This is a genomic window from Seohaeicola nanhaiensis (assembly GCF_042654245.1).
Taxonomy (GTDB): domain Bacteria; phylum Pseudomonadota; class Alphaproteobacteria; order Rhodobacterales; family Rhodobacteraceae; genus Seohaeicola_A; species Seohaeicola_A nanhaiensis.
The window spans coordinates 51,594-75,893 of the sequence record NZ_JBHSGI010000016.1 but is presented as its reverse complement, the minus strand read 5'-3'; the positions used below and the strand labels follow the sequence as shown (position 1 = coordinate 75,893).

At 65.7% G+C, this 24,300-nt stretch carries 23 protein-coding genes; 16 read left to right on the top strand and 7 right to left on the bottom strand.

Annotated elements, in window-relative coordinates:
* Nucleotides 1–126 precede the first annotated feature (126 nt).
* From ACFO5X_RS13780 to ACFO5X_RS13750, 7 genes are all read left to right on the top strand, one after another.
* Entirely contained in the window at nucleotides 127–1,584 is a 1,458-nt protein-coding gene (locus ACFO5X_RS13780; RefSeq protein ID WP_380718059.1) for a pseudouridine synthase, read from the top strand.
* A gap of 154 nt (nucleotides 1,585–1,738) precedes the next feature.
* Entirely contained in the window at nucleotides 1,739–2,614 is an 876-nt protein-coding gene (locus ACFO5X_RS13775; protein ID WP_380718058.1) for a 5-bromo-4-chloroindolyl phosphate hydrolysis family protein, read from the top strand.
* Nucleotides 2,615–2,647: 33 nt separating this feature from the next.
* Nucleotides 2,648–3,838 (top strand): toxic anion resistance protein, encoded by a 1,191-nt coding sequence (locus ACFO5X_RS13770; RefSeq protein ID WP_380718057.1) that lies wholly within the window; start codon nucleotides 2,648–2,650, stop codon nucleotides 3,836–3,838.
* Between the two features lie 93 nt (nucleotides 3,839–3,931).
* Nucleotides 3,932–4,855, top strand: a complete 924-nt coding sequence (locus ACFO5X_RS13765) for a DUF2927 domain-containing protein (RefSeq protein ID WP_380718056.1) — start codon at nucleotides 3,932–3,934, stop codon at nucleotides 4,853–4,855.
* A gap of 29 nt (nucleotides 4,856–4,884) precedes the next feature.
* Nucleotides 4,885–6,036, top strand: coding sequence for an SPFH domain-containing protein (locus tag ACFO5X_RS13760; RefSeq protein ID WP_380718055.1), 1,152 nt, complete (start codon nucleotides 4,885–4,887; stop codon nucleotides 6,034–6,036).
* Between the two features lie 65 nt (nucleotides 6,037–6,101).
* Nucleotides 6,102–6,587 (top strand): cytochrome b, encoded by a 486-nt coding sequence (locus ACFO5X_RS13755; RefSeq protein ID WP_380718054.1) that lies wholly within the window; start codon nucleotides 6,102–6,104, stop codon nucleotides 6,585–6,587.
* Between the two features lie 80 nt (nucleotides 6,588–6,667).
* Entirely contained in the window at nucleotides 6,668–7,768 is a 1,101-nt protein-coding gene (locus ACFO5X_RS13750) for a TFIIB-type zinc ribbon-containing protein (protein WP_380718053.1), read from the top strand.
* 30 nt (nucleotides 7,769–7,798) lie between these two features.
* On the opposite strand, the gene ACFO5X_RS13745 is transcribed toward ACFO5X_RS13750, so the two are convergent.
* The 4 genes from ACFO5X_RS13745 to ACFO5X_RS13730 all read right to left on the bottom strand — a co-directional run bounded on the left by ACFO5X_RS13745 (nucleotide 7,799) and on the right by ACFO5X_RS13730 (nucleotide 11,465).
* Nucleotides 7,799–8,233, bottom strand: coding sequence for a DsrE family protein (locus ACFO5X_RS13745; protein ID WP_380718052.1), 435 nt, complete (start codon nucleotides 8,231–8,233; stop codon nucleotides 7,799–7,801).
* Between the two features lie 83 nt (nucleotides 8,234–8,316).
* Nucleotides 8,317–9,729 (bottom strand): FAD-binding oxidoreductase, encoded by a 1,413-nt coding sequence (locus tag ACFO5X_RS13740; protein ID WP_380718051.1) that lies wholly within the window; start codon nucleotides 9,727–9,729, stop codon nucleotides 8,317–8,319.
* A gap of 74 nt (nucleotides 9,730–9,803) precedes the next feature.
* Nucleotides 9,804–10,622 carry an MBL fold metallo-hydrolase gene (locus tag ACFO5X_RS13735; RefSeq protein ID WP_380718050.1) on the bottom strand — a complete coding sequence of 273 codons (819 nt, stop codon included), beginning with the start codon at nucleotides 10,620–10,622 and terminating at the stop codon, nucleotides 9,804–9,806.
* A gap of 57 nt (nucleotides 10,623–10,679) precedes the next feature.
* Nucleotides 10,680–11,465 carry an inositol monophosphatase family protein gene (locus tag ACFO5X_RS13730; RefSeq protein ID WP_380718114.1) on the bottom strand — a complete coding sequence of 262 codons (786 nt, stop codon included), beginning with the start codon at nucleotides 11,463–11,465 and terminating at the stop codon, nucleotides 10,680–10,682.
* Between the two features lie 133 nt (nucleotides 11,466–11,598).
* On the opposite strand from ACFO5X_RS13730, the gene pdeM reads away from it, so the two are divergent.
* The 4 genes from pdeM (at nucleotide 11,599) to ACFO5X_RS13710 (ending at nucleotide 14,886) form a co-directional block, all read left to right on the top strand.
* Nucleotides 11,599–12,267 (top strand): ligase-associated DNA damage response endonuclease PdeM, encoded by a 669-nt coding sequence (pdeM, locus tag ACFO5X_RS13725; protein WP_380718049.1) that lies wholly within the window; start codon nucleotides 11,599–11,601, stop codon nucleotides 12,265–12,267.
* Between the two features lie 150 nt (nucleotides 12,268–12,417).
* Nucleotides 12,418–12,678 carry a PepSY domain-containing protein gene (locus ACFO5X_RS13720; RefSeq protein ID WP_380718048.1) on the top strand — a complete coding sequence of 87 codons (261 nt, stop codon included), beginning with the start codon at nucleotides 12,418–12,420 and terminating at the stop codon, nucleotides 12,676–12,678.
* Complete coding sequence (locus ACFO5X_RS13715; RefSeq protein WP_380718047.1) at nucleotides 12,671–13,213, top strand: cytochrome b/b6 domain-containing protein; 543 nt, start codon at nucleotides 12,671–12,673, stop codon at nucleotides 13,211–13,213. The genes ACFO5X_RS13720 and ACFO5X_RS13715 overlap by 8 nt, the downstream gene beginning before the upstream one ends.
* Entirely contained in the window at nucleotides 13,210–14,886 is a 1,677-nt protein-coding gene (locus tag ACFO5X_RS13710; RefSeq protein ID WP_380718046.1) for a phosphoethanolamine transferase, read from the top strand. The genes ACFO5X_RS13715 and ACFO5X_RS13710 overlap by 4 nt, the downstream gene beginning before the upstream one ends.
* 18 nt (nucleotides 14,887–14,904) lie before the next feature.
* Here the strand turns inward: ACFO5X_RS13710 and ACFO5X_RS13705 are convergent, their stop codons facing one another.
* The 3 genes from ACFO5X_RS13705 to ACFO5X_RS13695 form a co-directional block, all read right to left on the bottom strand.
* Nucleotides 14,905–17,187 (bottom strand): xanthine dehydrogenase family protein molybdopterin-binding subunit, encoded by a 2,283-nt coding sequence (locus ACFO5X_RS13705; protein ID WP_380718045.1) that lies wholly within the window; start codon nucleotides 17,185–17,187, stop codon nucleotides 14,905–14,907.
* 92 nt (nucleotides 17,188–17,279) lie between these two features.
* Entirely contained in the window at nucleotides 17,280–18,998 is a 1,719-nt protein-coding gene (locus ACFO5X_RS13700) for a bifunctional helix-turn-helix transcriptional regulator/alpha/beta hydrolase (protein WP_380718044.1), read from the bottom strand.
* A gap of 480 nt (nucleotides 18,999–19,478) precedes the next feature.
* Nucleotides 19,479–20,024, bottom strand: a complete 546-nt coding sequence (locus tag ACFO5X_RS13695) for a MarR family winged helix-turn-helix transcriptional regulator (RefSeq protein WP_380718043.1) — start codon at nucleotides 20,022–20,024, stop codon at nucleotides 19,479–19,481.
* An 85-nt stretch (nucleotides 20,025–20,109) separates the two neighbouring features.
* On the opposite strand from ACFO5X_RS13695, the gene ACFO5X_RS13690 reads away from it, so the two are divergent.
* Genes ACFO5X_RS13690 through ACFO5X_RS13670 form a run of 5 tightly spaced genes read left to right on the top strand, consistent with a single transcriptional unit; the run spans nucleotide 20,110 to nucleotide 24,300 of the window.
* Nucleotides 20,110–21,075: a nucleoside hydrolase gene (locus tag ACFO5X_RS13690; RefSeq protein ID WP_380718042.1), complete on the top strand. Its 966-nt coding sequence runs from the start codon at nucleotides 20,110–20,112 to the stop codon at nucleotides 21,073–21,075.
* Complete coding sequence (locus ACFO5X_RS13685; RefSeq protein WP_380718041.1) at nucleotides 21,072–21,578, top strand: hypothetical protein; 507 nt, start codon at nucleotides 21,072–21,074, stop codon at nucleotides 21,576–21,578. Before ACFO5X_RS13690 ends, ACFO5X_RS13685 begins: the two co-directional genes overlap by 4 nt.
* A gap of 22 nt (nucleotides 21,579–21,600) precedes the next feature.
* Nucleotides 21,601–22,548, top strand: a complete 948-nt coding sequence (locus ACFO5X_RS13680; protein WP_380718040.1) for an ABC transporter permease — start codon at nucleotides 21,601–21,603, stop codon at nucleotides 22,546–22,548.
* Between the two features lie 20 nt (nucleotides 22,549–22,568).
* Nucleotides 22,569–23,513 carry a sugar ABC transporter substrate-binding protein gene (locus ACFO5X_RS13675; protein WP_380718039.1) on the top strand — a complete coding sequence of 315 codons (945 nt, stop codon included), beginning with the start codon at nucleotides 22,569–22,571 and terminating at the stop codon, nucleotides 23,511–23,513.
* Nucleotides 23,514–23,550: 37 nt separating this feature from the next.
* The gene (locus ACFO5X_RS13670) at nucleotides 23,551–24,300 is read left to right on the top strand and encodes an ATP-binding cassette domain-containing protein (protein ID WP_380718038.1); all 750 of its coding nucleotides are present in this window, start codon (nucleotides 23,551–23,553) and stop codon (nucleotides 24,298–24,300) included.

Sequence of the window (24,300 nt, the reverse complement as noted above, 5' to 3'; positions counted from 1 at the left end):
GGCGAAGCGCCGGTGCAAGGCAGAGGCGAAGCCCGACGCGGTTTTCGGCCGTTTTCCGGGAAAGAAAACGGCGCGCCCGACGCGCCCGCTTCCTTTCATCCCGGGATTGCTCTAACGCTCGCCACCATGAGCACCCCGACTCCCCCCGGCGACCGTATCGCCAAGATCCTCGCCCGCGCGGGCATCGCCTCGCGCCGCGAGGCTGAACGCATGATTGCCGAGGGCCGCATCCAGGTGAACGGTGTGGTGATCGACAGCCCGGCCCTGAACGTCGGGCGCGGCGACGCTGTCCTGATCGACGGCAAGCCGCTGCCCGTGCCCGAGCCGGCGCGGCTGTGGCTCTATCACAAGCCGGCAGGACTGGTGACCACGGAACGCGACGAGCTGGGACGGGCGACCATCTTCGACGGCCTGCCCGAGGACATGCCCCGGGTGATGAGCATCGGCAGACTCGACCTCAGCTCGGAAGGTCTGCTGCTGCTGACCAACGACGGCGCATTGAAACGGCGGCTCGAACTGCCCAGCACCGGATGGCTGCGCCGCTACCGGGTGCGGATCAACGGACGCCCGACTGACGCGGATTTCGAACCGCTGCGGCAGGGGCTGACCATCGGCGACGAGAGCTTCCTGCCGATGATCGTGACGCTGGACCGGCAGCAGGGCGCCAATGCCTGGCTGACCGTCGGCCTGCGCGAAGGCAAGAACCGCGAGATCCGGCGGGCGATGGAAGACCTGGGGTTTGCGGTGAACCGGCTGATCCGCCTGTCCTACGGGCCATTCCAGCTGGGCCAGCTGAAACCCGGCGAGGTCGAGGAAGTGCGCCGCAAGGTGCTGCGCGACCAGCTGGGCGAGGCGACGGTCGTCGTGGTGAAGTCCTCGCAGAAACAGGGCTTCGGCCCGCGTCGCGCTGACCTTGGCCCGCGTCCGCAGGTGGCCGAGGAGCCGCGTGTGCGCCAGGACGGCGACGACCGTCCGCGGCGCAAGGGTCCACCCAGGGATGGAGGCCCCGCCCGTTCGGGCGAAGAGGGTCCGCGCAAGTTCACCTCCAGGGGGGCCGCCAAACCGGCGCGCTCCGACAATGAGGGCCGCAGCCGGGCCCCAAGAAACGACGATGCCGCGAAGCCTTTCCGCAAGGGTCCGCCACGGGATGGCGCCCGGCCGGCGCGAAGTGGCGAAGACGGCCCGCGCAAGTTCACCCCGAAATCCGGCCCGAAACCCTCGCGGTCGGGCGACGAGACCCGCAGTCGCGGCCGACGCGACGAGGATGGTGCCAAACCGTTCCGCAAAGGCCCGCCGAGGGATGACAGCAGGCCCGCGCGCTCGGACGCGGACGGGCCGCGAAAGTTCACACCCAAATCCGGCGCCAAGCCGGTGCGGTCGGCTGACGGCGCGGCGCGCAAGTTTACACCGAAATCCGGTGCCAAGCCTGACCGCTCCGGCGCCGAGGGCGGGTCGAGGCCGCCGCGCGGTTCGGCGAAGCCGGGCGGAAAACCCGGCGGCGGCAAGCCGTCCGGCGGCTCGGGTTCGCGCGGGACGGGTGGCAAACCCCGGCCGGGATCGCGTCCGCGCCGTTCTACCCCCTAGCGCGGAAGCGTTCCATCGCATAGGTTTTTTTGCGATGGGTCTGGTTATGTGGGGAACTGCCTTGTCCGGCAACGGTTTGCAGAAGATCGCCTTTGTCCTGCTCTTCGCGCTGATGATGGGCGTGACCACGGGCTGGCTTGGGGGACTCTGATCGATGGCGCAGCGCTTTGGCGGCAAGCATAGTCCGAACGGTCCCATGGGCCCGGAGGACAACAGCTATCGAGGCGCCCGGGTGGAGCCGGCGGGCCTGCGCGCTAATCTGATGTTCCTGCCTCCCCTGGTGCTTGCCCTGCTGTCGTTCGGCGGCGGCGCTTCGGGTCTTGTTCTGGGCCTCGCCGGGGCTGCGGTGCTGGCTCTGGCCGCCTGGCTTCTGCGCGAAGGGCTGCGCGCCGAGGGGGAATACAACGCGCGCAAGATCGCGCGCCGCCCGGCGATGCCGCGCAAGCTGGCGGCCGCCGCACTCAGCGGAGTAGGCGTCGCCATCGCCGCCTACAGCAGCGATCCCGGCGTCCTCGCACCCGTGCTGTTCGGCCTCGTAACATCGGCCCTGCATGTCGCCGCCTTTGGCGCCGACCCGATGAAGGACAAGGGGATGGAGGGCATCGACACCTTCCAGCAGGATCGCGTCGCCCGCGCCGTGACCGAGGCCGAGGCCTATCTCAAGGCCATGTCGGACGCCATTTTGCGCGCCGGCGACCGCAAGCTGGAAACCCGTGTCGCCCGTTTTCAGACCGCCGCGCGCGATCTCTTCCGCAGAGTCGAGGAAGACCCGCGCGATCTGACCGGCGCGCGCAAGTATCTGACCGTCTACCTGATGGGTGCCCGCGATGCGACGGTGAAGTTCGCCGACATCTATGCCCGCACCCCGGACGCCCAGGCCCGTGCCGACTATGAGGCGCTGCTGGACGATCTGGAGCAGAACTTCGCGGCGCAGAAGGGCAAGATGCTGCTGGACGACAAGACCGACCTCGATGTCGAGATCGAGGTGCTGCGCGACCGATTGCAACGCGAAGGCGTGGCGCGGCGATGACTCCCACCCCTTTTCCAACCAAGGAACGTCCCCATGTCTGACAGCGTGCGCCAGAAGGCCGAACAGTCCAAGGATATCGTGGCCGAAGTGACAGCCATCGAACTGCCCGAGCCCAGAAACGAAATCGTGCCGCTGGCCGAGGCGCCGCAGCCGCTGGGAGAGGAAATCCGTCGCCGGATGGCCGAGATCGACATGGGCAACACCAATTCCATCGTCTCCTTCGGTTCAGGCGCGCAGGCAGAGTTGCAGGAAATCAGCCAGGCCATGCTGCAGGACGTGCGCAACAAGGATGTCGGCCCGGCGGGCGACAGCCTTCGCAGCATCGTCACCACGATCCGCGGCTTTTCCGTCAGCGAGCTGGACGTGCGCCGCGAGCGCAGCTTCTGGGAGAAACTGCTGGGGCGCGCCGCGCCATTTGCCAAGTTCACCGCGCGTTTCGAAGAGGTGCAGAGCCAGATCGACAAGGTGACCGACGACCTGCTGGGTCACGAGCACAAGCTGCTGAAGGACATCAAATCGCTCGACCTGCTGTACGAGAAGACGCTGAACTTCTACGACGAACTGGCGCTGTATATCGCGGCCGGCGAGGCGAAGATCGCGGAACTCGACAAAACCGAGATTCCGGCCCGCGAGGCGGCCGTGCAGGCGGCGCCCGAGGGCGATCAGGTGATGAGGGCGCAAGAGCTGCGCGACCTGCGCGCCGCGCGCGACGATCTGGAGCGGCGAGTGCATGACCTGAAGCTGACCCGTCAGGTCACCATGCAATCTCTGCCCTCGATCCGCCTGGTTCAGGAAAACGACAAGTCCCTTGTGACCAAGATCAACTCGACGCTGGTCAATACGGTGCCGCTTTGGGAAACGCAGCTGGCGCAGGCCGTCACCATGCAGCGCAGTGCCGAGGCCGCGGCGGCGGTACGCGACGCGAATGACCTGACCAACGAACTGCTGACCAAGAACGCCGAGAACCTGCGGCAGTCCAACAAGATGATCCGCACCGAGATGGAGCGCGGCGTCTTCGACATCGAAGCGGTGAAGAAGGCCAATGCCGATCTGATCGGCACCATTCAGGACAGCCTGCAGATCGCCGACGAGGGCAAGGCGCGCCGCGCCGCCGCCGAGGAGGAACTCAAGAAGATGGAGGCCGAGCTGCGCGAGACCCTGGCCGCCGCCCGCGCGCGGCGCGATGGCGTCGGCGACACCGCCTCGGGCGCCGTTCCCCGCTAAGCCGTGATCAAGTCGGGCAATACCTGCGCCATCGGGCGCTGCCCTTGTCCCATGGGGAGGAGGGTTTGGCCATCCTGCGTCCCGGGAGGCATCGTGGCCGCCGGGCTGCGCATGGTCTGTGCCACGCTGGCCCTCGCGGCCCTGACTGCCTGCACCGACCCGCCCCGGGTCGCAGACCCCGGCCCTGTGACCCGACCGGTCCAACCTCCAGAGACCGCGGCGCAGCCCTCGGATGCCAGCCTGGAACTGGCGGGCTATTACCGCAGGCTTGAAGCCGACCAGCTGGCCCGCGGCCTGATGCGCACGGACGGTGGCGGGCCGGACACTCCCTTTGACGAAACGGACCTTCTGCGCGACTTCGAAGCGCTCGTGTTCAGCGACGAATACCAACGCGGCGCCGGCTCGGGCGGGCGGCTGAACCGCTGGGCCACTCCGGTGCGGATCGGTCTGGAATTCGGGCCTTCGGTCGGCCAGGACAGGCAGCGCAGGGACCAGAACGAAGTCGCGGCCTATGCCGCACGCCTGTCCAGAGTGACCGGCCATGCGGTCTCGACCGTCCAGAGCGGCGCCAACTTTCACATCCTTGTGGTCGGCGAGGACGACAAGGCCTTTGCCGAACAACGCGCCCGCGAGGTACTGCCGCAGCTGACGCGGTCGGACCTCGCGCTGCTGCGCAACCTGCCGCGCGAATACTACTGCCTGGTGCTGACCGTGCCGAACCTGCAGACCTACACCCATACCGGCGCGATCGTGCTGATCCGTAACGAGCATTCCGGCCTGATGCGGGAAAGCTGTTTTCACGAGGAAATCGCCCAGGGGCTGGGCATTCCCAACGACAGCCCCCGCGCGCGCCCGTCGATCTTTAACGACGACGACGAATTCGCGCTGCTGACCCACCACGACGAACTGCTGCTGAAGATGCTGTATGATCCCCGCCTGAAACCGGGTATGACAGCCGCCGAGGCCCGCCCCATCGCCACCCAGATCGCACGCGAGCTGATGGGCGGGGAATCGTGACATTGTGTTGACCTGAGAAGGACCAGAGCATGGGCATTTTCGACTTTCTCTCCGGCGAGTTCATCGACGTCATTCACTGGGTCGACGATACCCGCGACACCATGGTCTGGCGGTTCGAGCGGCACGGCCACGAAATCAAGTATGGCGCCAAGCTGACGGTGCGCGAGGGGCAGGCGGCAGTCTTCATCCATGAAGGCCAGTTGGCCGATGTGTTCACCCCCGGTCTCTACATGCTCGAGACCAACAACATGCCGATCATGACGACGCTTCAGCACTGGGACCATGGCTTCAAGTCGCCGTTCAAGTCCGAGATCTATTTCGTCAACACGACCCGCTTCAACGATCTGAAATGGGGGACGAAGAACCCGATCATCGCGCGCGACCCGGAATTCGGCCCGGTTCGCCTGCGCTCTTTCGGAACATTTTCGATGCGCGTGACTGACCCCGGCAGGTTCATGACCGAAATCGTCGGCACCGATGGCGAGTTCACCGCCGACGAGATCAGCTTCCAGATCCGCAACATCATCGTGCAGGAGTTCAGCCGTGTGATCGCCGGATCGGGAATCCCGGTGCTCGACATGGCAGCCAATACCGCCGATCTGGGCAAGATCATCGCCAAGGCGATTTCCGAAACGATTGCCGGCTATGGCCTCACCATTCCCGAACTCTACATCGAGAACATTTCGCTGCCGCCCGCGGTCGAGGCCGCGCTGGACAAGCGCACCTCGATGGGCATGGTGGGCGATCTTGGTAAATACACCCAGTTCTCGGCCGCCGAGGCGATGACCGCCGCCGCCGCCAATCCCAGTGGCGGCGGGATGGCCGCCGGGCTGGGGGCTGGCATGGGCATGGCCATGGGCAGCCAGATGGCGCAGGGTGGCCCCTGGGGCGCCCCGCATCAGCCGCAGCCCGGCCCCTGGGGACAGTCGCCGACGCATAGCGCGCCGCCGGCCCCTCCCCCGCCGCCGGTCGAGCATGTCTGGCACATCGCCGAGAACGGCCAGACTTCGGGTCCGTTTTCCAAGGCCTCAATGGGGCGCATGGTGACCGACGGCAAACTGACGCGCGACAGCCTGGTCTGGACCGCCGGTCAGGACGGATGGAAACCGGCGGGCGAGGTGACCGAACTGGTGCACCTTTTCACCATCATGCCGCCGCCCCCGCCGCCTCCGGCTCCGTAAGGCGACGGAAAGTCTTCACATCTACGTAAGAAGGGCACGAACAAGCTTTTCCAAAGGATGTACCGATGACCGCCCCCGCCAGCTATTCCCGCCTGCAGATCGCCTTGCACTGGCTGATCGCCCTGCTGATCGTCGCCGCCTGGTTCACCGACGACGGCATGGGCCGCGCCCTGCACAACCGCCTCGAGTCGGGGGCGACCGGTTTTTCTGGCAATACCCTGCACGTCTGGCTTGGCTCGGCCGTGTTCGTCCTGGTCCTGATCCGCGTGCTTGTGCGCTTTGGACAGGGCGCGCCGGTGCCGGTCGATGGGCCGCGGTTGGCACAGCGTCTGGCGCTTTGGGGTCACCGGCTGCTCTACCTGCTGATGATCGCCGTTCCGGCTCTGGGCGCTTCGGCCTGGTATCTCGGCATCGAGGCGGCCGGAGAGCCGCATGAGCTGACCGCGAACCTGCTGATGATCGTGGCGCTGGGCCACGCGCTTGTGGCCATCTGGCACCAGCTTGTCCGCCGCGACGGCACCTTGACGCGGATGATCCGTCCCGGCGCCTGAACCGGGTTGCCGCCGGCGCGCCAGCCTCTATCTTCTGGCCGGCGCGCCCTGCGGAGCGCACAGCGACCTACAGGCAGGCGATGACCGACGAGAAGATCCCGATCGAACAGCACCGCTTTCCCTGCGATCAGTGCGGGGCAGACATGCGCTTTGACCCGGCCGAAGCCGTGCTGAAATGTGACCATTGCGGCAATGTCGAGCCGATGGGAGGCCCGGCCCGCGCGCCGGTGTTGAAAGAGCTCGATTTCGAGGCCGCAATGGCGCAACGGCTTCCAGAAGCGGAAACCGAGGTCGTTCGCGTCGCGACCTGCCCGAATTGCGGCGCTCAGTTCGAATTCGATCCCGCCGTTCATGCCGCCGAATGCCCCTTCTGCGCGACGCCCGTCGTGGTCGACACCGGCGAGAGCCGCCATATCAAGCCCAAGGGCGTGGTGCCCTTTGCCGTAGACGAGCGCGGCGCCCAGAAGGCTATGGCCGACTGGCTGGGCCGGTTGTGGTTCGCGCCGAACGGCTTGCAGGAATATGCCCGCAAGGGGCGTCGGATGAGCGGCATCTACGTGCCTTATTGGACCTTCGACGCCGACACCAAATCAGCCTATTCCGGCGAGCGCGGGACGATCTATTACGAGACTGTCACCGTGGTGCGCGACGGCAAGCGGGTGCAGCAGCAGGTCGCCAAGATCCGCTGGACTCCGGCGCGCGGTCGGGTCGCGCGGTTCTTCGACGATGTGCTGGTCCTGGCCTCCAAAAGTCTGCCCAAGCGCTATACCGATGCCCTGGAGCCCTGGGACCTGTCGGCGCTGGTGCCCTATCAGCCGCAGTTCCTGGCCGGGTTCCGGGCCGAGGGATATACCGTCACGCTCGAGGAAGGGCATCAGGAGGCCCGCGCCCAGATGGCCCGGGTGATCGAGCGGGACGTGCGCTTTGACATCGGCGGCGACCAGCAACGCATCCACAATATCGACACCGACATTCGCGACGTGACCTTCAAGCACATCCTGCTGCCGGTCTGGCTGGCCGCCTACAAATATCGCGACAAGACCTATCGCTTCGTGGTCAACGGTCAATCGGGAAGGGTGCAGGGCGAAAGGCCGTGGTCGGCGATCAAGATCGCGATCGCTGTCATCCTTGGCCTGATTCTCGCGGCCGGCATCGGCTATCTGGCCGCGCAGCAGCAGTAGGGTGGGGCGGCGCCAATCGCCGCCCGCAGCTCAGGGCCGGACGTAGGCGTAACCGGCTTCCTGCAATTCGATCAGCCGGACGACACCCGAGGGGACCAGCTTGGCTTCGGACATCAGCGGCACGTCGCCCCCCGCCTTCTTCTTCATGGCTTCCAGCGTGTTGCCGCAGGCGGCGAAGGTAAGCCCTTCGTTTTCGAGGCTCATCGCGCCGATGCGGTCGGCCACCGGGCTCTTGCCTTCGACCAGCATGTTCAGGCCCGGCCCATACGTCACGACCTCGATCTGCACGGTATCGCCCTGTTCCTTGTAATAGGCGATCACGTTCTGGACGTTGTTCAGCGCCATGTTCATCACCGCCGGGTCGTTCTCGTCGACATGGACGGCCAGCTTGTGTTCGACACCGGCGGCCCAGGCCGATCCGGCAAGGGTGCAGGCCAGCACGGCGGCGCTCAGGAACTTCTTCATCAGTATCTCCTCCCTGGATGATGGCAGGATGATAGGCAGCGCACAGCCGAAAGCTATACACAAATTCGCATATGTGCGCGCGATCAGGCCAGAACGGCGCCGGGGTTCATGATTCCAAGCGGATCCAGCGCCGCCTTGATGGCCCGCAATGCGGTCAGACGGGCCGGATCGCCATAGCGCTCGAGATCCTTCACCTTGGCCCGGCCGACGCCGTGTTCGGCGCTGAAAGATCCGCCCATCCGCACGACCAAATCGTGAATCGCCGCCCGCACCGCGTCTTTCACATTGGCATAATCGGCGCGCGTACGGCCGGCGGCCGGAAAGAGGTTGAAGTGCAGGTTACCGTCGCCGAGATGGCCAAAGCAGTTGATCCGGAACGACCCGTGCTCTGCCACCATGGCGCGGGCGTCCTCGATGAAGTCGGGCAGCACGCTGAGCGGCAGCGAGACGTCGTGGCTGGTGACAGACCCGATCTTGCGGTTCGCTTCCGGAAGATGCTCGCGCACGGTCCAGAACTCCTGCGCCTGCGCCTCGTTCTGCGCGATCAGCCCGTCGGTGGCGAGGTCGCGTTCCATCGCCGCTTCGAACAGGTCGGTCAGCGCCTGTTCGGGATCCAGCCCCTGAGCCAGACCGACGTCGATCAGCACGCACCACTCCGGCGGGTTGGCCCAGGGCCGGCGGACCTGCGGCAAGACCTCGGCGAGGAATTCGAGACCCTGCCGGTGGATCAGTTCAAAGGCGCTGATCCCCTCACCCAGCCGATCGCGCGCCAGCGACAACATGTCCAGTGCCGCGCGGGGGGATTGCACCGCGATAAGCGCCGTGCCCCGGCCCGCCGGAATGGGCGCAAGCTTCAGCGCGGCGGCGGTGATCACGCCCAGAGTACCTTCCGCCCCCACCAGCAGGTTGCGCAGGTCATAACCGGTGTTGTCCTTGCGCAGGCGGGTCAGCCCGTGCCAGATGCTGCCGTCCGGCAGCACTGCCTCGAGCCCCAGACAGAGATCGCGGGTATTGCCATAGCGCAGCACGTTCACGCCGCCAGCGTTGGTCGCGAGATTGCCGCCGATCCGGCAGGACCCTTCCGAGGCCAATGACAGCGGGAACAGCCGGTTCGCCGCCGCCGCCGCGGCCTGGACATCGGCCAGGATCGCGCCGGCTTCTGCGATGATCACGTTTTCCTCGGGGTAGACCGCGCGGATTGCCGACATGCGCTCCAGCGACAGAACCATCGGCGCGGGGCCTTCAGGCATCACCTGCGCCCCGACCAGGCCCGTTCCGCCGCCATAGGGGATCACGCCGACCCGCGCCTCGCCAGCGGCACGGATGAGCACCGCCACCTCCTCGACCGTTTTCGGCAGCGCAACCAGCCCGGCCTGACCGTGGGCGATATCGCGCGGGTCGACCAGATAGCGCGGCTCGGGCGCGCGGATGCGCTCTTCGGGCAGCAGGGTGCGCAGGTGCGCGGCAAAGCGGGCGTCGGCGGGATTGAGACTCATGCGCAACCCTTGCCCAATCGTCGGCGTCTCTGCAAGCGGGCCTCACGTCCCGCCCGCCACATCGCCCGCCCTGCCTATTCGATCAGATAGCGCGGCATCAGCGTCAGGACGGTGGGCCGCGACGGAAGGGTTCTCAGCGAGATCTCCATGGACGATTCCTCGGTCCGCACCACGTCGAATTCGCCCGCGATGCCGCTCAGGAATTCGTCCAGCGCATAGACCGAAAACCAGTGCATCGGGATGACCAGCGAGGACTTCAGGCGTTTCAGCACCCCGATCATCTCGGGCAGCGGCATGGTATTGCCCCCGTCCACCGGGGCCATCACCACGTCGAGCCGGCCCAGCGCGGCGAATTGAGCGTCGTTCGGGACGTGGTGCAGGTGGCCCAGGTGGCCGATGCACAGCCCCGCCACCTCAAAGACGAAGATCGAGTTGCCATTGTCCTCGGTCCCGCCCCAGCGAGAGCGGATGTCGGTCGAGACATTCCGCACCAGCATCTCGCCCAGATCCAGATGGTGCTCGACGCCCACGCCGAAATCGCCCCAGCCGGGGAGCACATGCGGAATGGCCGGGTCCGGTGCGCTGGTCCAGTGGGTTTCGTGGGCATGGTTCATCGTCACCACATCCGGAATCAGCGGCACGGTGCCGATGAAGCCGGTGTAGTCGGTGACGGCGGTCAGCCCGCCCTGGGTCTGAAGCAGGAAACTGGCGTGCGCGATATAGCTGAGGCGGACCGTATCCGCCGGTAACGGATCGTTCCAGGCGGCCTTCTGGATATATTCCAGCCCCGGCGCGGCATCGGCAATGGCGATGCAATGGCTTGGCGTGCGCGCCGGCTGAGCCGCCAGCGCGGCGGGCAGGACAGTCAAAATGGCAAGACACAGGCGCAGCATGGGCCGAGCATGGCCGCGCCGGCGATTCCTGTCAGTCAAATTCTGCGTGAGGCAGTCTCAGCCGCGGATCACCTTGGCGAAGCTGTTGAAGATCGCGCCGTTTGCGGCCAGAATGGTGCCGTCCTCCAGCGGATCGCCACCGACTGGGATGGATTCGACAAAGCCGCCGGCCTCGCGCAGGATGATGATCCCGGCGGCAACGTCCCAGGCGTTCAGCCCCCGCTCCCAGAATCCGTCAAAGCGCCCGGCCGCCACATAGGCGAGATCCAGCGCCGCTGCGCCCCAACGGCGCACTCCGGCGCAGGCGGGCATCAGACGGGCCAGATCCTGCAGCGTCGCGGGCAAATCGGACTTGCCGCCGAAGGGCACGCCGGTGCCGAAAATGCATTCGATCATCCGGCTGCGGCCCGAGACGCGCAGGCGGGTGTCGTTCATCCAGGCGCCCTCGCCCTTTTCGGCGAAGAACATCTCGTCCTTGGCGGCATCATAGACCACACCGGCGACGACCTGGCCCTTGTGCTCCAGCGCGATCGAGATCGCCCAGTGCGGCAGGCCGTGCAGGAAGTTGGTGGTGCCGTCCAGCGGATCGACGATCCAGCGGCGGGTCGGGTCCTGGCCTTCGCCCGCGCCGCTTTCCTCGCCCAGCCAGCCATAGGTCGGGCGGGCGGCAGTCAGTTCGTCGCGAATGATCTTTTCGGCGGCGGTATCGGCGCGGCTGACGAAATCGCCAGGCCCCTTGGACGACACCTGAAGGTTCTCCACCTCGCGGAAGTCCTTGACCAGCGACCGCCCCGCCTTGCGCGCGGCCTTGATCATGATGTTGAGGTTGGCACTGCCGATCATCTGTTTCATCCCACTGGTCAGGGCGGGCGTATACGCGCCCCGCCGGGCCTTGCCAAGGGCGGTGACGCGCCGGGACGGGTGGCCCACAAATCCCCCCTTGCCAAAGCGCTGCCGTCGCGCGAAGGAACGGAGCATGAACGCCTGCGATCTTACCCTTTGCGGCATCCGCCTGCGCGCGCTTGGCAGCGGGGCGCTCTTCTGGCCCGATGCCGGCCTGCTTTGCGTGTCCGATCTGCACCTCGGCAAATCCGAACGCATGGCCCGGCGCGGCGGCGCGGCGCTGCCACCCTACGAGACCCGCGACACGCTGACGCGGCTTGCCGCCGATCTCGACACGACCGGCGCGCGCACGGTGATCTGCCTGGGCGACAGTTTCGACGAGCTCGACGCGGCCCATGCCCTGCCCGAGGACGAGCGGCTGTGGATCGCGCGCCTTCAGGCCGGGCGGCGCTGGATCTGGATCGAGGGTAACCATGACTCCGGCCCGGTCGATATGGGCGGCACCCATCTGGCCGAGCTGAACCAGCCGCCGCTGGTCTTCCGCCATATCGCGGTTTCAGGCGCCACAGGCGAGATTTCGGGGCATTATCATCCGAAATGCGTCCTGCGCACCCGCGCCCGAAGCATCTCGCGACCGGCTTTCCTCGCGGATCGCGACCGGATCGTCCTGCCCGCCTATGGCACCTATACGGGTGGCCTGCGCAGCGACAATCCGGCCCTGGCGGGACTGATGCGCCCCGATGCGGTGGCCGTTCTGACCGGTCCCGTCACCCATCGCGTGCCGATGCCCCGCGGGGCCTAGCCGTCGGGCCGGCCTTGCGCGCCGCGAGGGGGCATGGGCTGATATCGGCCGGAACGTCAGCCCCGAAGATACCTCCGTGGATTCCGTAAGGTTCCTGAAAGCTTTGCCCGACACATCTCCGCGCAACGAAATTCGCTTTGGAGATCTGTCATGCTTTTGCGCCCCGCCCTCACCGCTCTGGTCCTTCTCACTGCTCTGCCCGCCGCCGCCAGCGACCGCTGCACCGCGCCGAAGGACACCTGGCACCCGGTCGAGGAACTGACCGCCGAACTCACGGCCAAAGGCTGGACCGTGCAGAACGTCAAGACCGATGACGGCTGTTACGAGGTCTATGCCAAGGACGACAAGGGCAAGCGGGTCGAGGCCTTCTTTGACCCGGCCAGCTTCGAGCTCGTCGGTTACGATGACTGACCCGACCGCGCCGATGGTGCGGGTCTGGGATCCGGTCCTGCGCCTCATGCACTGGCACCTTGCCGCCTTCATCCTGCTCGCCTGGCTTACCGCCGATGACATGCGGACGGCGCACGAGGCACTGGGATACGCCGTTGGCGGCCTGATCTTGCTTCGGCTGGTCTGGGGCGTGATCGGGCCGCGCAACGCGCGTTTCGCAAGCTTTGTTCGCGGACCAGCGGCCACGCTGCGTTATCTCGACGACATGCGCAGGGGGCGGGAACGTCGCTTCCTCGGCCATAATCCGGCCGGCGCGGCGATGATCGTCGTCCTGCTGCTGGCAATCGCCACAACCGTCGCCACCGGCATCCTGATGGGCACCGACCGCTTCTGGGGATCGGAGACGATGGAAGAGGCCCACGAAGCCGCCGCGATCCTCATCCTGATCCTGGTCGCCTTTCACATCGGCGGGGTGATCCACGCCAGCCTGCGCCATGGCGAGAATCTCGTCTCGGCCATGATCGACGGACGAAAACCCGAAGGAACCCACGAATGACCCTCCGCCAGTCGCTCGCCGCAATCCGGCGGCACCGCCCCGAGTTGCGAGCGACAGAATTCAACATCCTGCTTGCGACCTATCTGCTCGCCGCCTTCAATGCCGGGTTCTGGACCCGCCTGACCACGATCTTCAAGAATGACCCTTTGCACGTGCTGCTGTTCGCCGTCGCCATATGGGCGTTGACCGTGTTCACCCTGACCCTGGTCAGCGTGCCCCGGATCCACCGCCCGGCGGCCGCTGTCATCGTTCTGCTGGCCGCGGCCTCGGCCTGGTATCAGGATCAGCTGGGGATCCTCTTCGACAAGATCATGATCCAAAACGTGATGAACACAACCGTGGACGAATCGCGCCACCTGGTGACCGGTGCCTATGTCCGCCACATGGTGCTCACCGGCGTGATCCCGGTCCTGCTGCTGTTTGTGCCGAAGATCCGCTATCCCAAGGTGTGTCACATCGTCTGGCAGCTGCCGCTGACCGCCCTGACCGGTTTCGCGCTGACCTTCGGCCTGCTGTTCGTCGATCTCAAGGCCAATGCCGCCGCGATCCGCGAGCATCGCGACCTTATGGGCAGCTACCAGCCCGGCGCCACCATCGCCGCGATCTATCACTATGCGCGAATGGAGATGCGCAGCCAGAACCAGATCGTCACCTCGCTGGGTACCGACGCCGCCAAGGGGCCCCGTCTAGCCGAGAGCAAGAAACCCGTGCTGATGGTCGTCTTTGCCGGCGAAACCGCGCGCGCGCAGAATTTCGCGCTGAACGGTTATGGCCGCGACACAACGCCCGAACTGGCGAAGCTGGATGTCGTCAACTTCACCCACGCCACCTCTTGCGGCACCTCTACCGCAGTGTCGCTGCCCTGCATGTTCTCGAACCTGCCGCGCAGCGGCTACAGCAACGAGGCCTTCATGGCGACCGAAAACCTGCTCGACGTGCTGGGCCACGCCGGTGTCACACCGCTCTGGTGGGACAACAACACCGGCGACCAGTATATCGCGCGGCGCACTGGTGCACACCGGATCGACTCGACCCTCGACCCCGCCGCCTGCGAGATGGGCGAATGCACCGACCAGGCTTTCCTGAAAGTGATCGACGACACGCTGAAAGACATCACTGGCGACACGGTGCTGGTACTGCACATGATCGGCAGCCACGGACCCAGCTATTATCTGCGCTATCCGCCGGAGTTCGCAAAATTCACGCCGGACTGCCGGACCGCCGATCTGGTCCAGTGCAGCCCCGAGGAAGTGGTCAATGCCTATGACAACTCGATCCTTTTCACCGACCATATCCTGGCCAGTTCGATCGAACGTCTGAAGGCGCAGGACAAGGCCGTAACCGGATTGATCTTCCTGTCGGATCACGGCGAGTCGCTGGGGGAAGGCGGCCTGTATCTGCACGCCGCGCCCTGGTTCATGGCGCCAGAGACGCAGACCCGGGTGCCCTTCCTGTTCTGGCTGTCGGACGAGTTCCAAGATGTCATGGACCTGGACGTGGCCTGCCTGCGCAAGAAGGCGGATCGACCGGTCAGCCAGGACAATCTGTTCCACAGCGTGCTGGGCCTTATGGACATAACAACCGCGGCGCGCGACCCGGCACTTGACCTCAGCGCCGATTGCCGCCCCGCGTCGTCCACCACGGCCGAGATCCCCGGACCGGCAAAAATCTGAGTTCCGGCGCCGGGCGGATCAGAGCTCGGCGCCGCGCTCGTCCAGCGCCTCCAGAAGACGCGGCGGGTTGATCGGCAGATGGGTCATCCGCCGCTTCGCCGCATCCGCCACCGCATTCGCCACGCAGGCCAGAGCCGCGACCATCCCAGCCTCGGCCACGCCCTTAACCCCGTAGGGATGGTTGGCATTGGGGATTTCCACCACGACCGGCTCGATCATCGGCAGGTCCGAGGCTACCGGCATCCGGTAGTCGAGCCATCCGGCGTTCTGCAGCACCCCATCGGCACCGTAGACGTAACCTTCGTTCAACGCCCAGCCGATGCCCTGGGCGACGGCGCCCTGAATCTGGCCTTCGACATAGGAGGGGTGAATCGCCTGCCCCGCGTCCTGGGCGGCGACAAATTTCACCACCTTCACCGCGCCGGTCTCGGAGTCGACCTCAACGTCGCAGAACATCGCGCTGACCCCCGGCGCGTGGCCGGTCATGTTCTCGGAATGCGACGCGCCGAAATGCCCGCCCGTTGCACTTGCCTTGGCCGCCAGATCCTCGATCGTCAGCGCTTCGAACCGGCCGACGTTGGTCGAGGACGGGCGCGCCGCGCCGTCCGACCAGTCCACCGCCTCGACCTCCACGCCCCAAATCTGCGCCGCGCGCGCCTTCAGCTGGCCGATCACCGCCTCGCAGGCGCGTACCACGGCGGTGCCCGTTGCGAAGGTCACCCGCGAGCCGCCGGTGATGAAGGAATAGCCGACCGAGGCAGTGTCATGAATTTCGGAATGCACCCGTTCGTAGGGGATCCCGAAGGTCTCGGCCGCCATCAGAGCCATCGAGGCGCGGCTGCCTCCGATATCAGGGCTGCCGGTCGCCACCGAGATCGTGCCGTCAGTGTTGACGAAGACCGTCGCGCTCGAGTCGCCGCCGGCGTTGTGCCAATAGCCGGTCGAGACGCCGCGCCCCTGGTTCGGACCCAGCGGCCGAGCATAGTCGGGATGCGCCTTCAGCCGCTGCAACATCTCGGCAAATCCATCATGGCTCATCTTGCGGTCGCCCACCTGTGGATCGCCGGCCCTGATCGCATTGCGGATGCGCAGATCGAAGGGATCCATGCCGAGCTTCTTGGCGAGGACATCCAGGACACCCTCGCAGGCGAAATTCGACTGCGGGGCGCCCGGCGCGCGATAGGCCGCCGTCATCGCCCTGTTGGAGACCACGTCGACCGCGACGGTTCGCTGGTTCGGGATGGCGTATTGCGCGAAGACGCAGAGACAGCCGTTGATGAAGGGCGATCCCGGGAAGGCGCCGGAGTTATAGGCCAGTTCTGCCTCGCCGGCGACGATGGTGCCGTCCTTCTTCGCGCCGATCTTCACCCGCACCCGGGTGTCCGAGCCGGGGCCGGTGGCGCGAAAGACCTCTTCCCGGGTCATTACCATGCGCACGGGGCGACCGGCCTTTTTCGACAGCATCATCGCCACCGGTTCGAGATAGACCTTGGTCTTACCGCCGAACCCGCCGCCGATCTCGGCCGCGGTCGCACGGATATCGCCGGCGCGCATGCCGGTGAACAGCGCGGTCAGGTCGCGCATCTGGAAGTGACCCTGGCTCGACACCCAGAGATGCGCGGTGCCGTCGCCGGCATATTCCGCGACGCAGGCATGCGGTTCGATATAGCCCTGGTGCACCGGGTCGTTGCGGAAGGTCTCTTCGACGATCACATCCGCCTCGGCAAAGCCGCTGGCGACATCCCCCACAGTCGATTCCCACCGGCGCGCGATGTTCGACGGACGGGAGGGTTTCGGCGTCACGTTGCGGGTGAACATGTCCTCGTGCACCAGCGGCGCGTCCTCGGCCATCGCCTCTTCCAACCCGGTAACATGGGGCAGCACCTCGTACTCCACGGCGATCAGCGCCAGCGCCGCCTTGGCGGTCGCCTCGTCACGCGCGGCCACGGCGGCAAGGGGATGGCCGTGATAGTACGCCTTTTCGCGCGCCATCACGTTGCGCAGGTCATACCAGACGTTTCGCTCCAGCCGCTCGGGGCCTGAGAACTGGAACGGAAGGTCAGGGAAATCGGAGCCGGTCACGACCGCGAGCACACCGGGCAGCGCCTCGGCACGCGTCGGGTCGATGGAGAGTATGCGCGCATGGGCATGCGGGCTGCGAAGCATCTTGCCCCAGAGCACGCCGGGCGGGTGGTAATCGCTGCCATAGCGCGCCGTACCCGTTACCTTGGCCACCCCATCGGGGCGGACGGGCCGGGTGCCGACATAGCGGAAGGCCGGCTTGGGTGCGATCTCGTTCATGGCGCTGGATCCTTCTGGCAGCGGGCACGCGGCCCAGAACTCAGCTTGCCCCAGAGCCGCACGGCAATCAACGGGACGCGGGGTGACGGCCGCTATTTGCCGCTTTGGGTCTCGGCCATCGCGAAAATGTCCTCGATGGCCTCGAACACCGCTTCGGGCTGTTCGTAGAGCGCGAGCTGCCCCGCCTCGGGCAGCACCCGCACCTCGACATTGGGTCGGCCCGCCATGCAGGCGACGACACGTTGCGCCGACACCACCGGGTCATGCGCGCCATTGATGCAGATGGTCGGCGCCAGCCGGGCGTCGATCTCGCGGCTCCAGTCCCGCACGATGAAATGGCTGTCTGTGGCAAATCCGGCCGGCCCCTGCTCGACCGAGAATCGGAAGCCGGCATAAAGCACCGGCGCCAGATCAAGCCGTTGGATCATGTCGTTTTCCTGGGTACCTGGCTTGAAGAGCGCCGAGAGGAACTCTTCGACACCCTTGCCGTCGACCTGGGCGATCCCCGCCCGAAGGACCGTCGGCAACAGCGCCGGGGCAAAGCGCGCCGTATAGGCGACCACCCGCTGCCGCGCTGCCATGTCGGTGAAATCCTTCAGACGGGTGAACGGCACCGGCCCCGAAACCGCCACCAGACCGGCCACACGGCGGCCCAGACGCCGCGCGAGGGCATGGCCATAAAGTCCGCCGCCCAGTTGCGTGAGGATCACCGGCCGGACGAGGCCATAATGGTCGATGACCCGCGCCACGTCCTCGGCGTGGATGTCTATCGCCTGTTCATAGCGGGGAACGGCCGTCGTCCGGCCAAACCCGGGCCGCACCGGCGCGATGACGCTGAGACGGCGGCGTCGGAAGGCATCGCGCAGATAGGTCAGCGGGGCCATGCCGTCGATCATGCCGTGGATGTAGATCACCGCGCGCGAGCCGCGCGCGTCGAGGCGGAACACCTGCGTCGTGCGTCCTCCGCCAGTTGTGAGCAGTTCTTCGGGCAACGTCGCCACGGCCGCGTTGCGTGCCTCGGCGTTCAGCTGATTGATCAGGAAGACGATCAAGCGGATCAGGTCGACCTGTCCCGGCGCCCCGGTCTTGGCCAGAACCGCCTTGGCCTGGTTGCGCACCGTGTGCTCGGACCGGCCCGAATGCTCTGCGATCTGCCGCAGGCTGCGCCCGGCGAGGAGTTGGCGGACGATTTCGACTTCGGCGCGCGAGAGGCCGAAAGAGGCGACCAGCATGGCCTCGACCGAAGCGCTCCACTGGTATTCCATCGCCTCGACGACCACTGCCGGGGCGCCGGAGATGAGCCCCGGCTCGAGTCGGGCCATCAGATGCCGGGGCGGCAGCGCCGTGGCAAGTACCACGGGCGCTGCATCTGGTTCGCCTTCTTGCCCCGCACGGATTAGATGCGCCAGTACCTCGGTAGACGGCGCGCTCAACTCGGCCTGCAGCGCGGCCAGATCCAATGCCGCTCCCAGCATTTCCTTCGCGACCGCGCTGGCCGCCAGCACGCGTCCGTTCAGATCCAGAACAAGGGCAAAACCAGCCGAAGTTGCAATCCGGTCCAGTGGCTTCTGCGGCTCTGACCGCCGTCCAATCTGTTCGAGAATTTCGTAGGCCCGGACAAAGTGTGCGCTCAACTCCGGATCGATCTCGATCGCATCCGGCGGCGTGTCCGAGGTCGCAACATCGCGCGCGGCGAGGGCCGCCTCGATATGCGTGTCCCAGGCGTCCATGAAGGCATCGTATAGTTCGGGCCGGATCACCGATTCGTAAATCGCGGCGATCACGCGATCACGTGTGTCTCCTCCCGCCATGTATGGTCTCGGACTGTCGTCTATCTGTCCTCTCCCCCCGTCTGCAGCATCCGTCCGTTTTCGCAGGTCGCAGCGCTTTTGATCCAAATGGGTCATGACCCCGCGCGCCGACGGCGTTAACCTTTTAACATCGTTCCTTTCGTGAGTGACGATGAGGGCGTGATTGTTTCACGTCTTTCATTATCCAGGCCATTGCGGTCTGATCTATTTCTTTGACTTGCATCCGCCGCTCCGGTTCTGCCGGGGCGGCAATTTTTCAACTGTTTACGGTTATCATCGGTTCCCCGATCCCTCAGATCAGCCAAAACAAGGCCAGAGCCGCGCGACATGCTGGCTTTGAATTCTTCAATTTACAAGGTTGCCCGGCATCAAATAGAGCCCGAAACCATACTGTCACAACCCTGACGGGCGCCTTCCGCAAGCAGATTTTCCTAAGCGAGAATTTTGACTGCGAATTGCTCAGAAGATTGGCAGATCGCCTCAGGTGCCGGAAATCCCCCGACCTGCCGCGGCTCCGTCCTCTCGCACTTCGCGGCGCAGTTTTATCGTCGCATTTACCGCCGCTAGATAGTTCTTCTCGGCAAACTCCAGAAGAACATCCAGATCCCTTTCGGAGTAGCGCGCCAATTCCCGCATCCAGGAATGAAACGCCCGACGGTTAATCGCGCGGATTTCCTCGATCCGGTCGGCCACCGGCTCGAGGAAGAGACGACGGCGGTCATTGGTATCGCGCACGCGCCGGATGTAGCCGGCGCGCTCGATACGGTCGACCACGCCGGTGATCGCGCCCGAGGTCAGCCCGGTTTCCTGCGCCAGCCTGCCCGGCGTCACCTTTTCGCCCAGCGTGATGATGAACAGGCATTCAAGGTCGGTCTGGTGCAGACCCAGCTTGCTGGCAAGCACGCCGGAATACAGCGTGCGCTGCGCGCTGGCGGCCCGGATCGTGCGATCCAGCCGTTCCAGCCGGGCCACCCGGTCTTCGGTCTGGGTCGGCGTGCTTTGCGGCTTGACAGACACTGCGCCCATTCTCTTAACTGCTGGTTATCTTAGTTGCTAAGATAAATTCCGGCGCCGAGCAAGCGCCAAGGCCGGGGGGCTGACCGGGACGGGCATGACCAAGCGCATCATCATCGACACCGATCCGGGCCAGGACGACGCTCTGGCGATCCTTCTGGCGCTGAGCGTGCCGGACCGCCTGAATGTCGTCGGCGTCACGGCGGTGGCTGGCAATGTCGGCGTGGCCCAGACCTGTGCCAATGCCCTGAAGATCTGCCAGTTGGCCGGGCGCGGTGACATCCCTGTCTATGCCGGCGCAGCGCAGCCGATCCTGCGCCCGTTGCACACCGCCGAGTTCATCTGCGGTGCCGACGGTCTGGCCGGAATGGCCCTGCCCGAGCCGACCGAGACGGCGCGGGGGCTTCATGCGGTGACCTACCTGGCCGAATACCTGAGCGCCAGTTCCACTCCCACGACCATTTGCGCTCTGGGGCCGCTTACCAATATCGCGCTCGCGCTGCGCCTCGCGCCGGAAATCGCCGGCAAGATCGAGCGGCTGGTGATCATGGGCGGCGCGCGCGATCTCGGCAACATGACCGCCGCCGCCGAATTCAACTTCTTCGTTGATCCCCACGCGGCCGCCATCATCTTCGGCTCGGGCATCCCGATCACGCTTTTCCCTCTGAATGCGACCTATCAGGCCGTGGCCTCGCCCGCGCGTCTGACCCGGTTCGATGCGACCGGACCGGTTCAGGCGCAGATCCTGTCTATGCTGCGCCGCGAACGGCCGGGCGGGGCGTCGCTCGGCGGTGGCGAGGGGCATCCGATGCACGACCCCTGCACAGTCGCGTGGCTGCTCTGGCCCGAACTGTTCGAAGGGCGCGACTGCCATATCGATATCGAAACCGCCGAAGGACCGACCGTCGGGCGGTCGACCATCGACTGGTGGGGCCGGGGTGGGCAGCCTGCAAACGCCCACGTGATTGGCACGCTGGACGCCGATGCGATGTTCGAAAGGATCGCGGACTGCGTGGGAAGTCTCGACAATTTCAACGCAGTAGGAAAGAAGGCGGCGTCATGACTCATATGCTCGCGGAATTCAACGCCCAGGCCGACCGCTCGATCGAAGCGATGAAATCGGCTGCGGAACAGGCCCGGCGCGATCATGCCGCGGCCGAGCTGACGCGGCACATGCTGCTGACCACCGCCCGTTTCGCCGATCTGGGTCGCGCGGGCGCCATCGAGGCGGTGGTGGCCGACTGGCTGGGCGCCTGGCATCTCAAGCGCGACGAATGGCCCGAAATCGCCGCCGAGATGGAGGCCCTGACCGGCGCCTTCTTCGACTATATCGCGACGCCCAGCGACGCGACCGACAAGGCGGTCCGCACCGCCTGGGCCGCGCTGAAGGCGGCGCATGACACGCCCGAACGCACGCTCGAGGATCAGATGGCCTGGCGGAGCATGTGCGCCCACGGCTGGTGGGGCGAGGTGAACCCTGCCCCTGCCGGCTATCGCGATCATGACACCACCCGCCCCACCGAACCATTCTGGACCAAGAGCTGCCCGCCGCAATGCCTCGGATGACGTCCACGCCGGAACAGATGAGATGACCCTGAAGAAACTCGTCGAAGTCTACGGAACCTTCGTGGCCGGGATCGTGCTGTTCCTGTTCCTGCTGTCCTTTGCGCCCAACTTCGCCTCGACCGCCAACCTGCTGAACGTGCTCAAACAAGTCAGCTTCCTGTCGATCCTGTCCTTCGGCTTCACCTTCGCGCTGATCTCGTCCGAGCTTGATCTGTCCTTTGCCAACGTCTGCAGCCTGTCGGCGGTCGTGATCGGCAGCCTGATCTCGACCGAGGTCGCCTGGCCCCTGGCCGTCGCCGCCGGGATCGCCTGCGGCATCGCGGCGGGCCTGTTGAACGGCTTTCTCGTGACCATCCTCAAGGTGCCCTCGCTGATCTCGACGCTCGGCACCGCCTCGATTGCCAACGGGCTGGCCTTCATGATCACCGGCGGCGTTGCCTTCGTGGGGCGCTGGGACGCCAACTTCCTGTTCCTGGGGCGCGGCAAGCTGGGCGTCGTACCCGTCATCATCCTGTTCACCCTCGTCATCCTGGCGGCCGCGCTGATCCTGTCGACGCAGACCCGCACCGGCGTCCACATCCAGGCCACAGGCGAGAACGAGGAGGCCGCGCGCCGCTCGGGCATCAATACGCGCAACTGCAAGATTCTGGCACTGACGATCTCGGGTCTGGCCGCCGGCGTGACGGCGGTTTTCCTGGTGGCCAACCTGTCGTCCGCCGCGCCGCAGATGGCGGGCGACTTCATGCTGAACGGCATTGCCGCGACGCTGCTCGGCATGACCATGTTCACCCCGGCCAAGCCCAATATCCTCGGCTCTTTCGTCGGCGCGCTGATCATCGTCATGCTGTCCAACGGGCTGGTACTGCTGGGCGCCCAATACTACATCCAGGACATCATGCTTGGCATCATCATCATTGCTTCGGTCGCCGTCTCGGCGTCCGTCTTGAAAAGAGCGGCCTTCGCTCTCTAACAAAAACAGGGAGACTCACCATGAAGACATTCAATGCCCTCCTCGCCGCCGCCGGTCTTGCCGGGGCGCTTGCCGCCACTCAGGCCACTGCCTTCGAACTGGGCGTCGTCGCCTTCCAGATGTCGGCCGAGACCCAGGCCCGCTGCGCCAATACCGTCGGCGCCGAGGCCGAGAAGCTGGGCTGGACCACGCAGGTCCTGAACTCGAACGGCGCGCTGGAAACCCACGCCTCGCAGCTCGACAACCTGATCCAGAAGGGCGTCGACGGCATGATCCTGTGCATGTCGAAGCCGGTGCAGTTCGACGCGCAGTTCCTTGCCGCGAAAGAGGCCGGGATCCCGGTCATCACCATTTCGTCCGGCGCCAGCCCGCATACGCTGTTCGACGTGACGCCCAACGAATACGTGATGGCGTCCGAAGCGGCGATCTATCTGCTGGGTACGATGAACTTTGAGGGCAGCGTTCTGCTGCAGAAATTCGAATCCAACACCGGCGCGCGGATTCGCGGCGAGGTGACAGATGTGGTTCTCAAGGAAAACCCGCAGGTCACGGTGCTGGGCGAGCATTCCATGGCGCGCACCAAGTCCTGGCAGGATGACGTGCGCAACGGGATGAGCGCGCTGATCCTTCAGAATGCAGGGAAGTTTCAGGGCATCTGGGCCAGCTTCGACGGTCAGGCGCTGATCATCGACGACCTGCTGAAGGAATCGGGGCTGAACAAAGGCGACGTCTCGCTGGTGTCCATCGACGGTGGGCAGGAAGTCTTCCGCCGGATCAAGGACCCCGAGTCGATGATGACCGCCACCGTCGCCATTCCCTTCGAGGACATGGCCGCCAAGGCGGTGGACATGATGAAGCAGATCGCCGTCGACGGTAAGGCCAAGGCCGATCTCGTCCCCGGACCCTATCTGTTCATCCCGGCCACGCTCGTCGACAAGAACAACGTCGACCAGTTCATCAAGTAACCGGCCGCCTGCGCCGCCCTGCCCCCGCGAGACCCGCATGATCAAGATCTCGGCCCGCAACATCTTCAAGAATTACGGCGCAGTCGAAGCCCTGCGCGGTGTCAGCCTTGATGTGGCCGAGGGCGAAATCCATGCGATCTGCGGAGACAACGGCGCAGGCAAGTCCACCCTGATCAAGATCCTGGCCGGGGTGGAACAGCCCGACCGGGGCGACCTGCTGGTCGACGGCGAGGCGCGGCGGTTCGAGTCGCCGACCGCCTCGCTGAAGGCCGGGCTGGCGACGATCCATCAGGATCTGGCCGTTGCGCCCGACATGGCGATTTATCAGAACATCTTCATGGGGGCCGAGCTGACGCGCAACGTGCTGGGGCTGCGCCTGCTCGACAAGGCGCGGATGCGGCGCGAGTCGCTGGGCTACATGGCACAGCTGAACGACACGATCACCGACATGAACGCCAAGGTGAACGCGCTATCGGGCGGCCAGCGGCAGGCGGTGGCGATCTGCCGGGCGCTGCGTTGGAACGCCAATGTGGTGATCCTCGACGAACCCACAGCCGCGCTTGGCGTGCGCGAGACCGAGCAGGTGCTGCACCTCGTCCGATCGCTCAAGAAGGCCGGAAAGACGGTGATCCTGATCAGCCACGCGATGAAGGATGTGGCCGCCCTGGCCGATCGCGTGACCATCCTGCGCACGGGCGAGAACCAGATCACGCTCGACGGCGGCGACCTGACAGCCGACAACCTCGCGCATTATATCCTGAGCGGCGAGGTCAACCGGGTCCACTGA

Bases quoted from the DNA above. Each gene is read 5' to 3' on its own strand.
- ACFO5X_RS13780 (WP_380718059.1), top strand. From the start codon at position 127: ATGAGCACCCCGACTCCCCCCGGCGACCGTATCGCCAAGATCCTCGCC.
- ACFO5X_RS13775 (WP_380718058.1), top strand. From the start codon at position 1,739: ATGGCGCAGCGCTTTGGCGGCAAGCATAGTCCGAACGGTCCCATGGGC.
- ACFO5X_RS13770 (WP_380718057.1), top strand. From the start codon at position 2,648: ATGTCTGACAGCGTGCGCCAGAAGGCCGAACAGTCCAAGGATATCGTG.
- ACFO5X_RS13760 (WP_380718055.1), top strand. From the start codon at position 4,885: ATGGGCATTTTCGACTTTCTCTCCGGCGAGTTCATCGACGTCATTCAC.
- ACFO5X_RS13755 (WP_380718054.1), top strand. From the start codon at position 6,102: ATGACCGCCCCCGCCAGCTATTCCCGCCTGCAGATCGCCTTGCACTGG.
- ACFO5X_RS13750 (WP_380718053.1), top strand. From the start codon at position 6,668: ATGACCGACGAGAAGATCCCGATCGAACAGCACCGCTTTCCCTGCGAT.
- ACFO5X_RS13745 (WP_380718052.1), bottom strand. From the start codon at position 8,233: ATGAAGAAGTTCCTGAGCGCCGCCGTGCTGGCCTGCACCCTTGCCGGA.
- ACFO5X_RS13740 (WP_380718051.1), bottom strand. From the start codon at position 9,729: ATGAGTCTCAATCCCGCCGACGCCCGCTTTGCCGCGCACCTGCGCACC.
- ACFO5X_RS13735 (WP_380718050.1), bottom strand. From the start codon at position 10,622: ATGCTGCGCCTGTGTCTTGCCATTTTGACTGTCCTGCCCGCCGCGCTG.
- ACFO5X_RS13730 (WP_380718114.1), bottom strand. From the start codon at position 11,465: ATGATCGGCAGTGCCAACCTCAACATCATGATCAAGGCCGCGCGCAAG.
- pdeM (WP_380718049.1), top strand. From the start codon at position 11,599: ATGAACGCCTGCGATCTTACCCTTTGCGGCATCCGCCTGCGCGCGCTT.
- ACFO5X_RS13720 (WP_380718048.1), top strand. From the start codon at position 12,418: ATGCTTTTGCGCCCCGCCCTCACCGCTCTGGTCCTTCTCACTGCTCTG.
- ACFO5X_RS13715 (WP_380718047.1), top strand. From the start codon at position 12,671: ATGACTGACCCGACCGCGCCGATGGTGCGGGTCTGGGATCCGGTCCTG.
- ACFO5X_RS13710 (WP_380718046.1), top strand. From the start codon at position 13,210: ATGACCCTCCGCCAGTCGCTCGCCGCAATCCGGCGGCACCGCCCCGAG.
- ACFO5X_RS13705 (WP_380718045.1), bottom strand. From the start codon at position 17,187: ATGAACGAGATCGCACCCAAGCCGGCCTTCCGCTATGTCGGCACCCGG.
- ACFO5X_RS13700 (WP_380718044.1), bottom strand. From the start codon at position 18,998: ATGGCGGGAGGAGACACACGTGATCGCGTGATCGCCGCGATTTACGAA.
- ACFO5X_RS13695 (WP_380718043.1), bottom strand. From the start codon at position 20,024: ATGGGCGCAGTGTCTGTCAAGCCGCAAAGCACGCCGACCCAGACCGAA.
- ACFO5X_RS13690 (WP_380718042.1), top strand. From the start codon at position 20,110: ATGACCAAGCGCATCATCATCGACACCGATCCGGGCCAGGACGACGCT.
- ACFO5X_RS13685 (WP_380718041.1), top strand. From the start codon at position 21,072: ATGACTCATATGCTCGCGGAATTCAACGCCCAGGCCGACCGCTCGATC.
- ACFO5X_RS13680 (WP_380718040.1), top strand. From the start codon at position 21,601: ATGACCCTGAAGAAACTCGTCGAAGTCTACGGAACCTTCGTGGCCGGG.
- ACFO5X_RS13675 (WP_380718039.1), top strand. From the start codon at position 22,569: ATGAAGACATTCAATGCCCTCCTCGCCGCCGCCGGTCTTGCCGGGGCG.
- ACFO5X_RS13670 (WP_380718038.1), top strand. From the start codon at position 23,551: ATGATCAAGATCTCGGCCCGCAACATCTTCAAGAATTACGGCGCAGTC.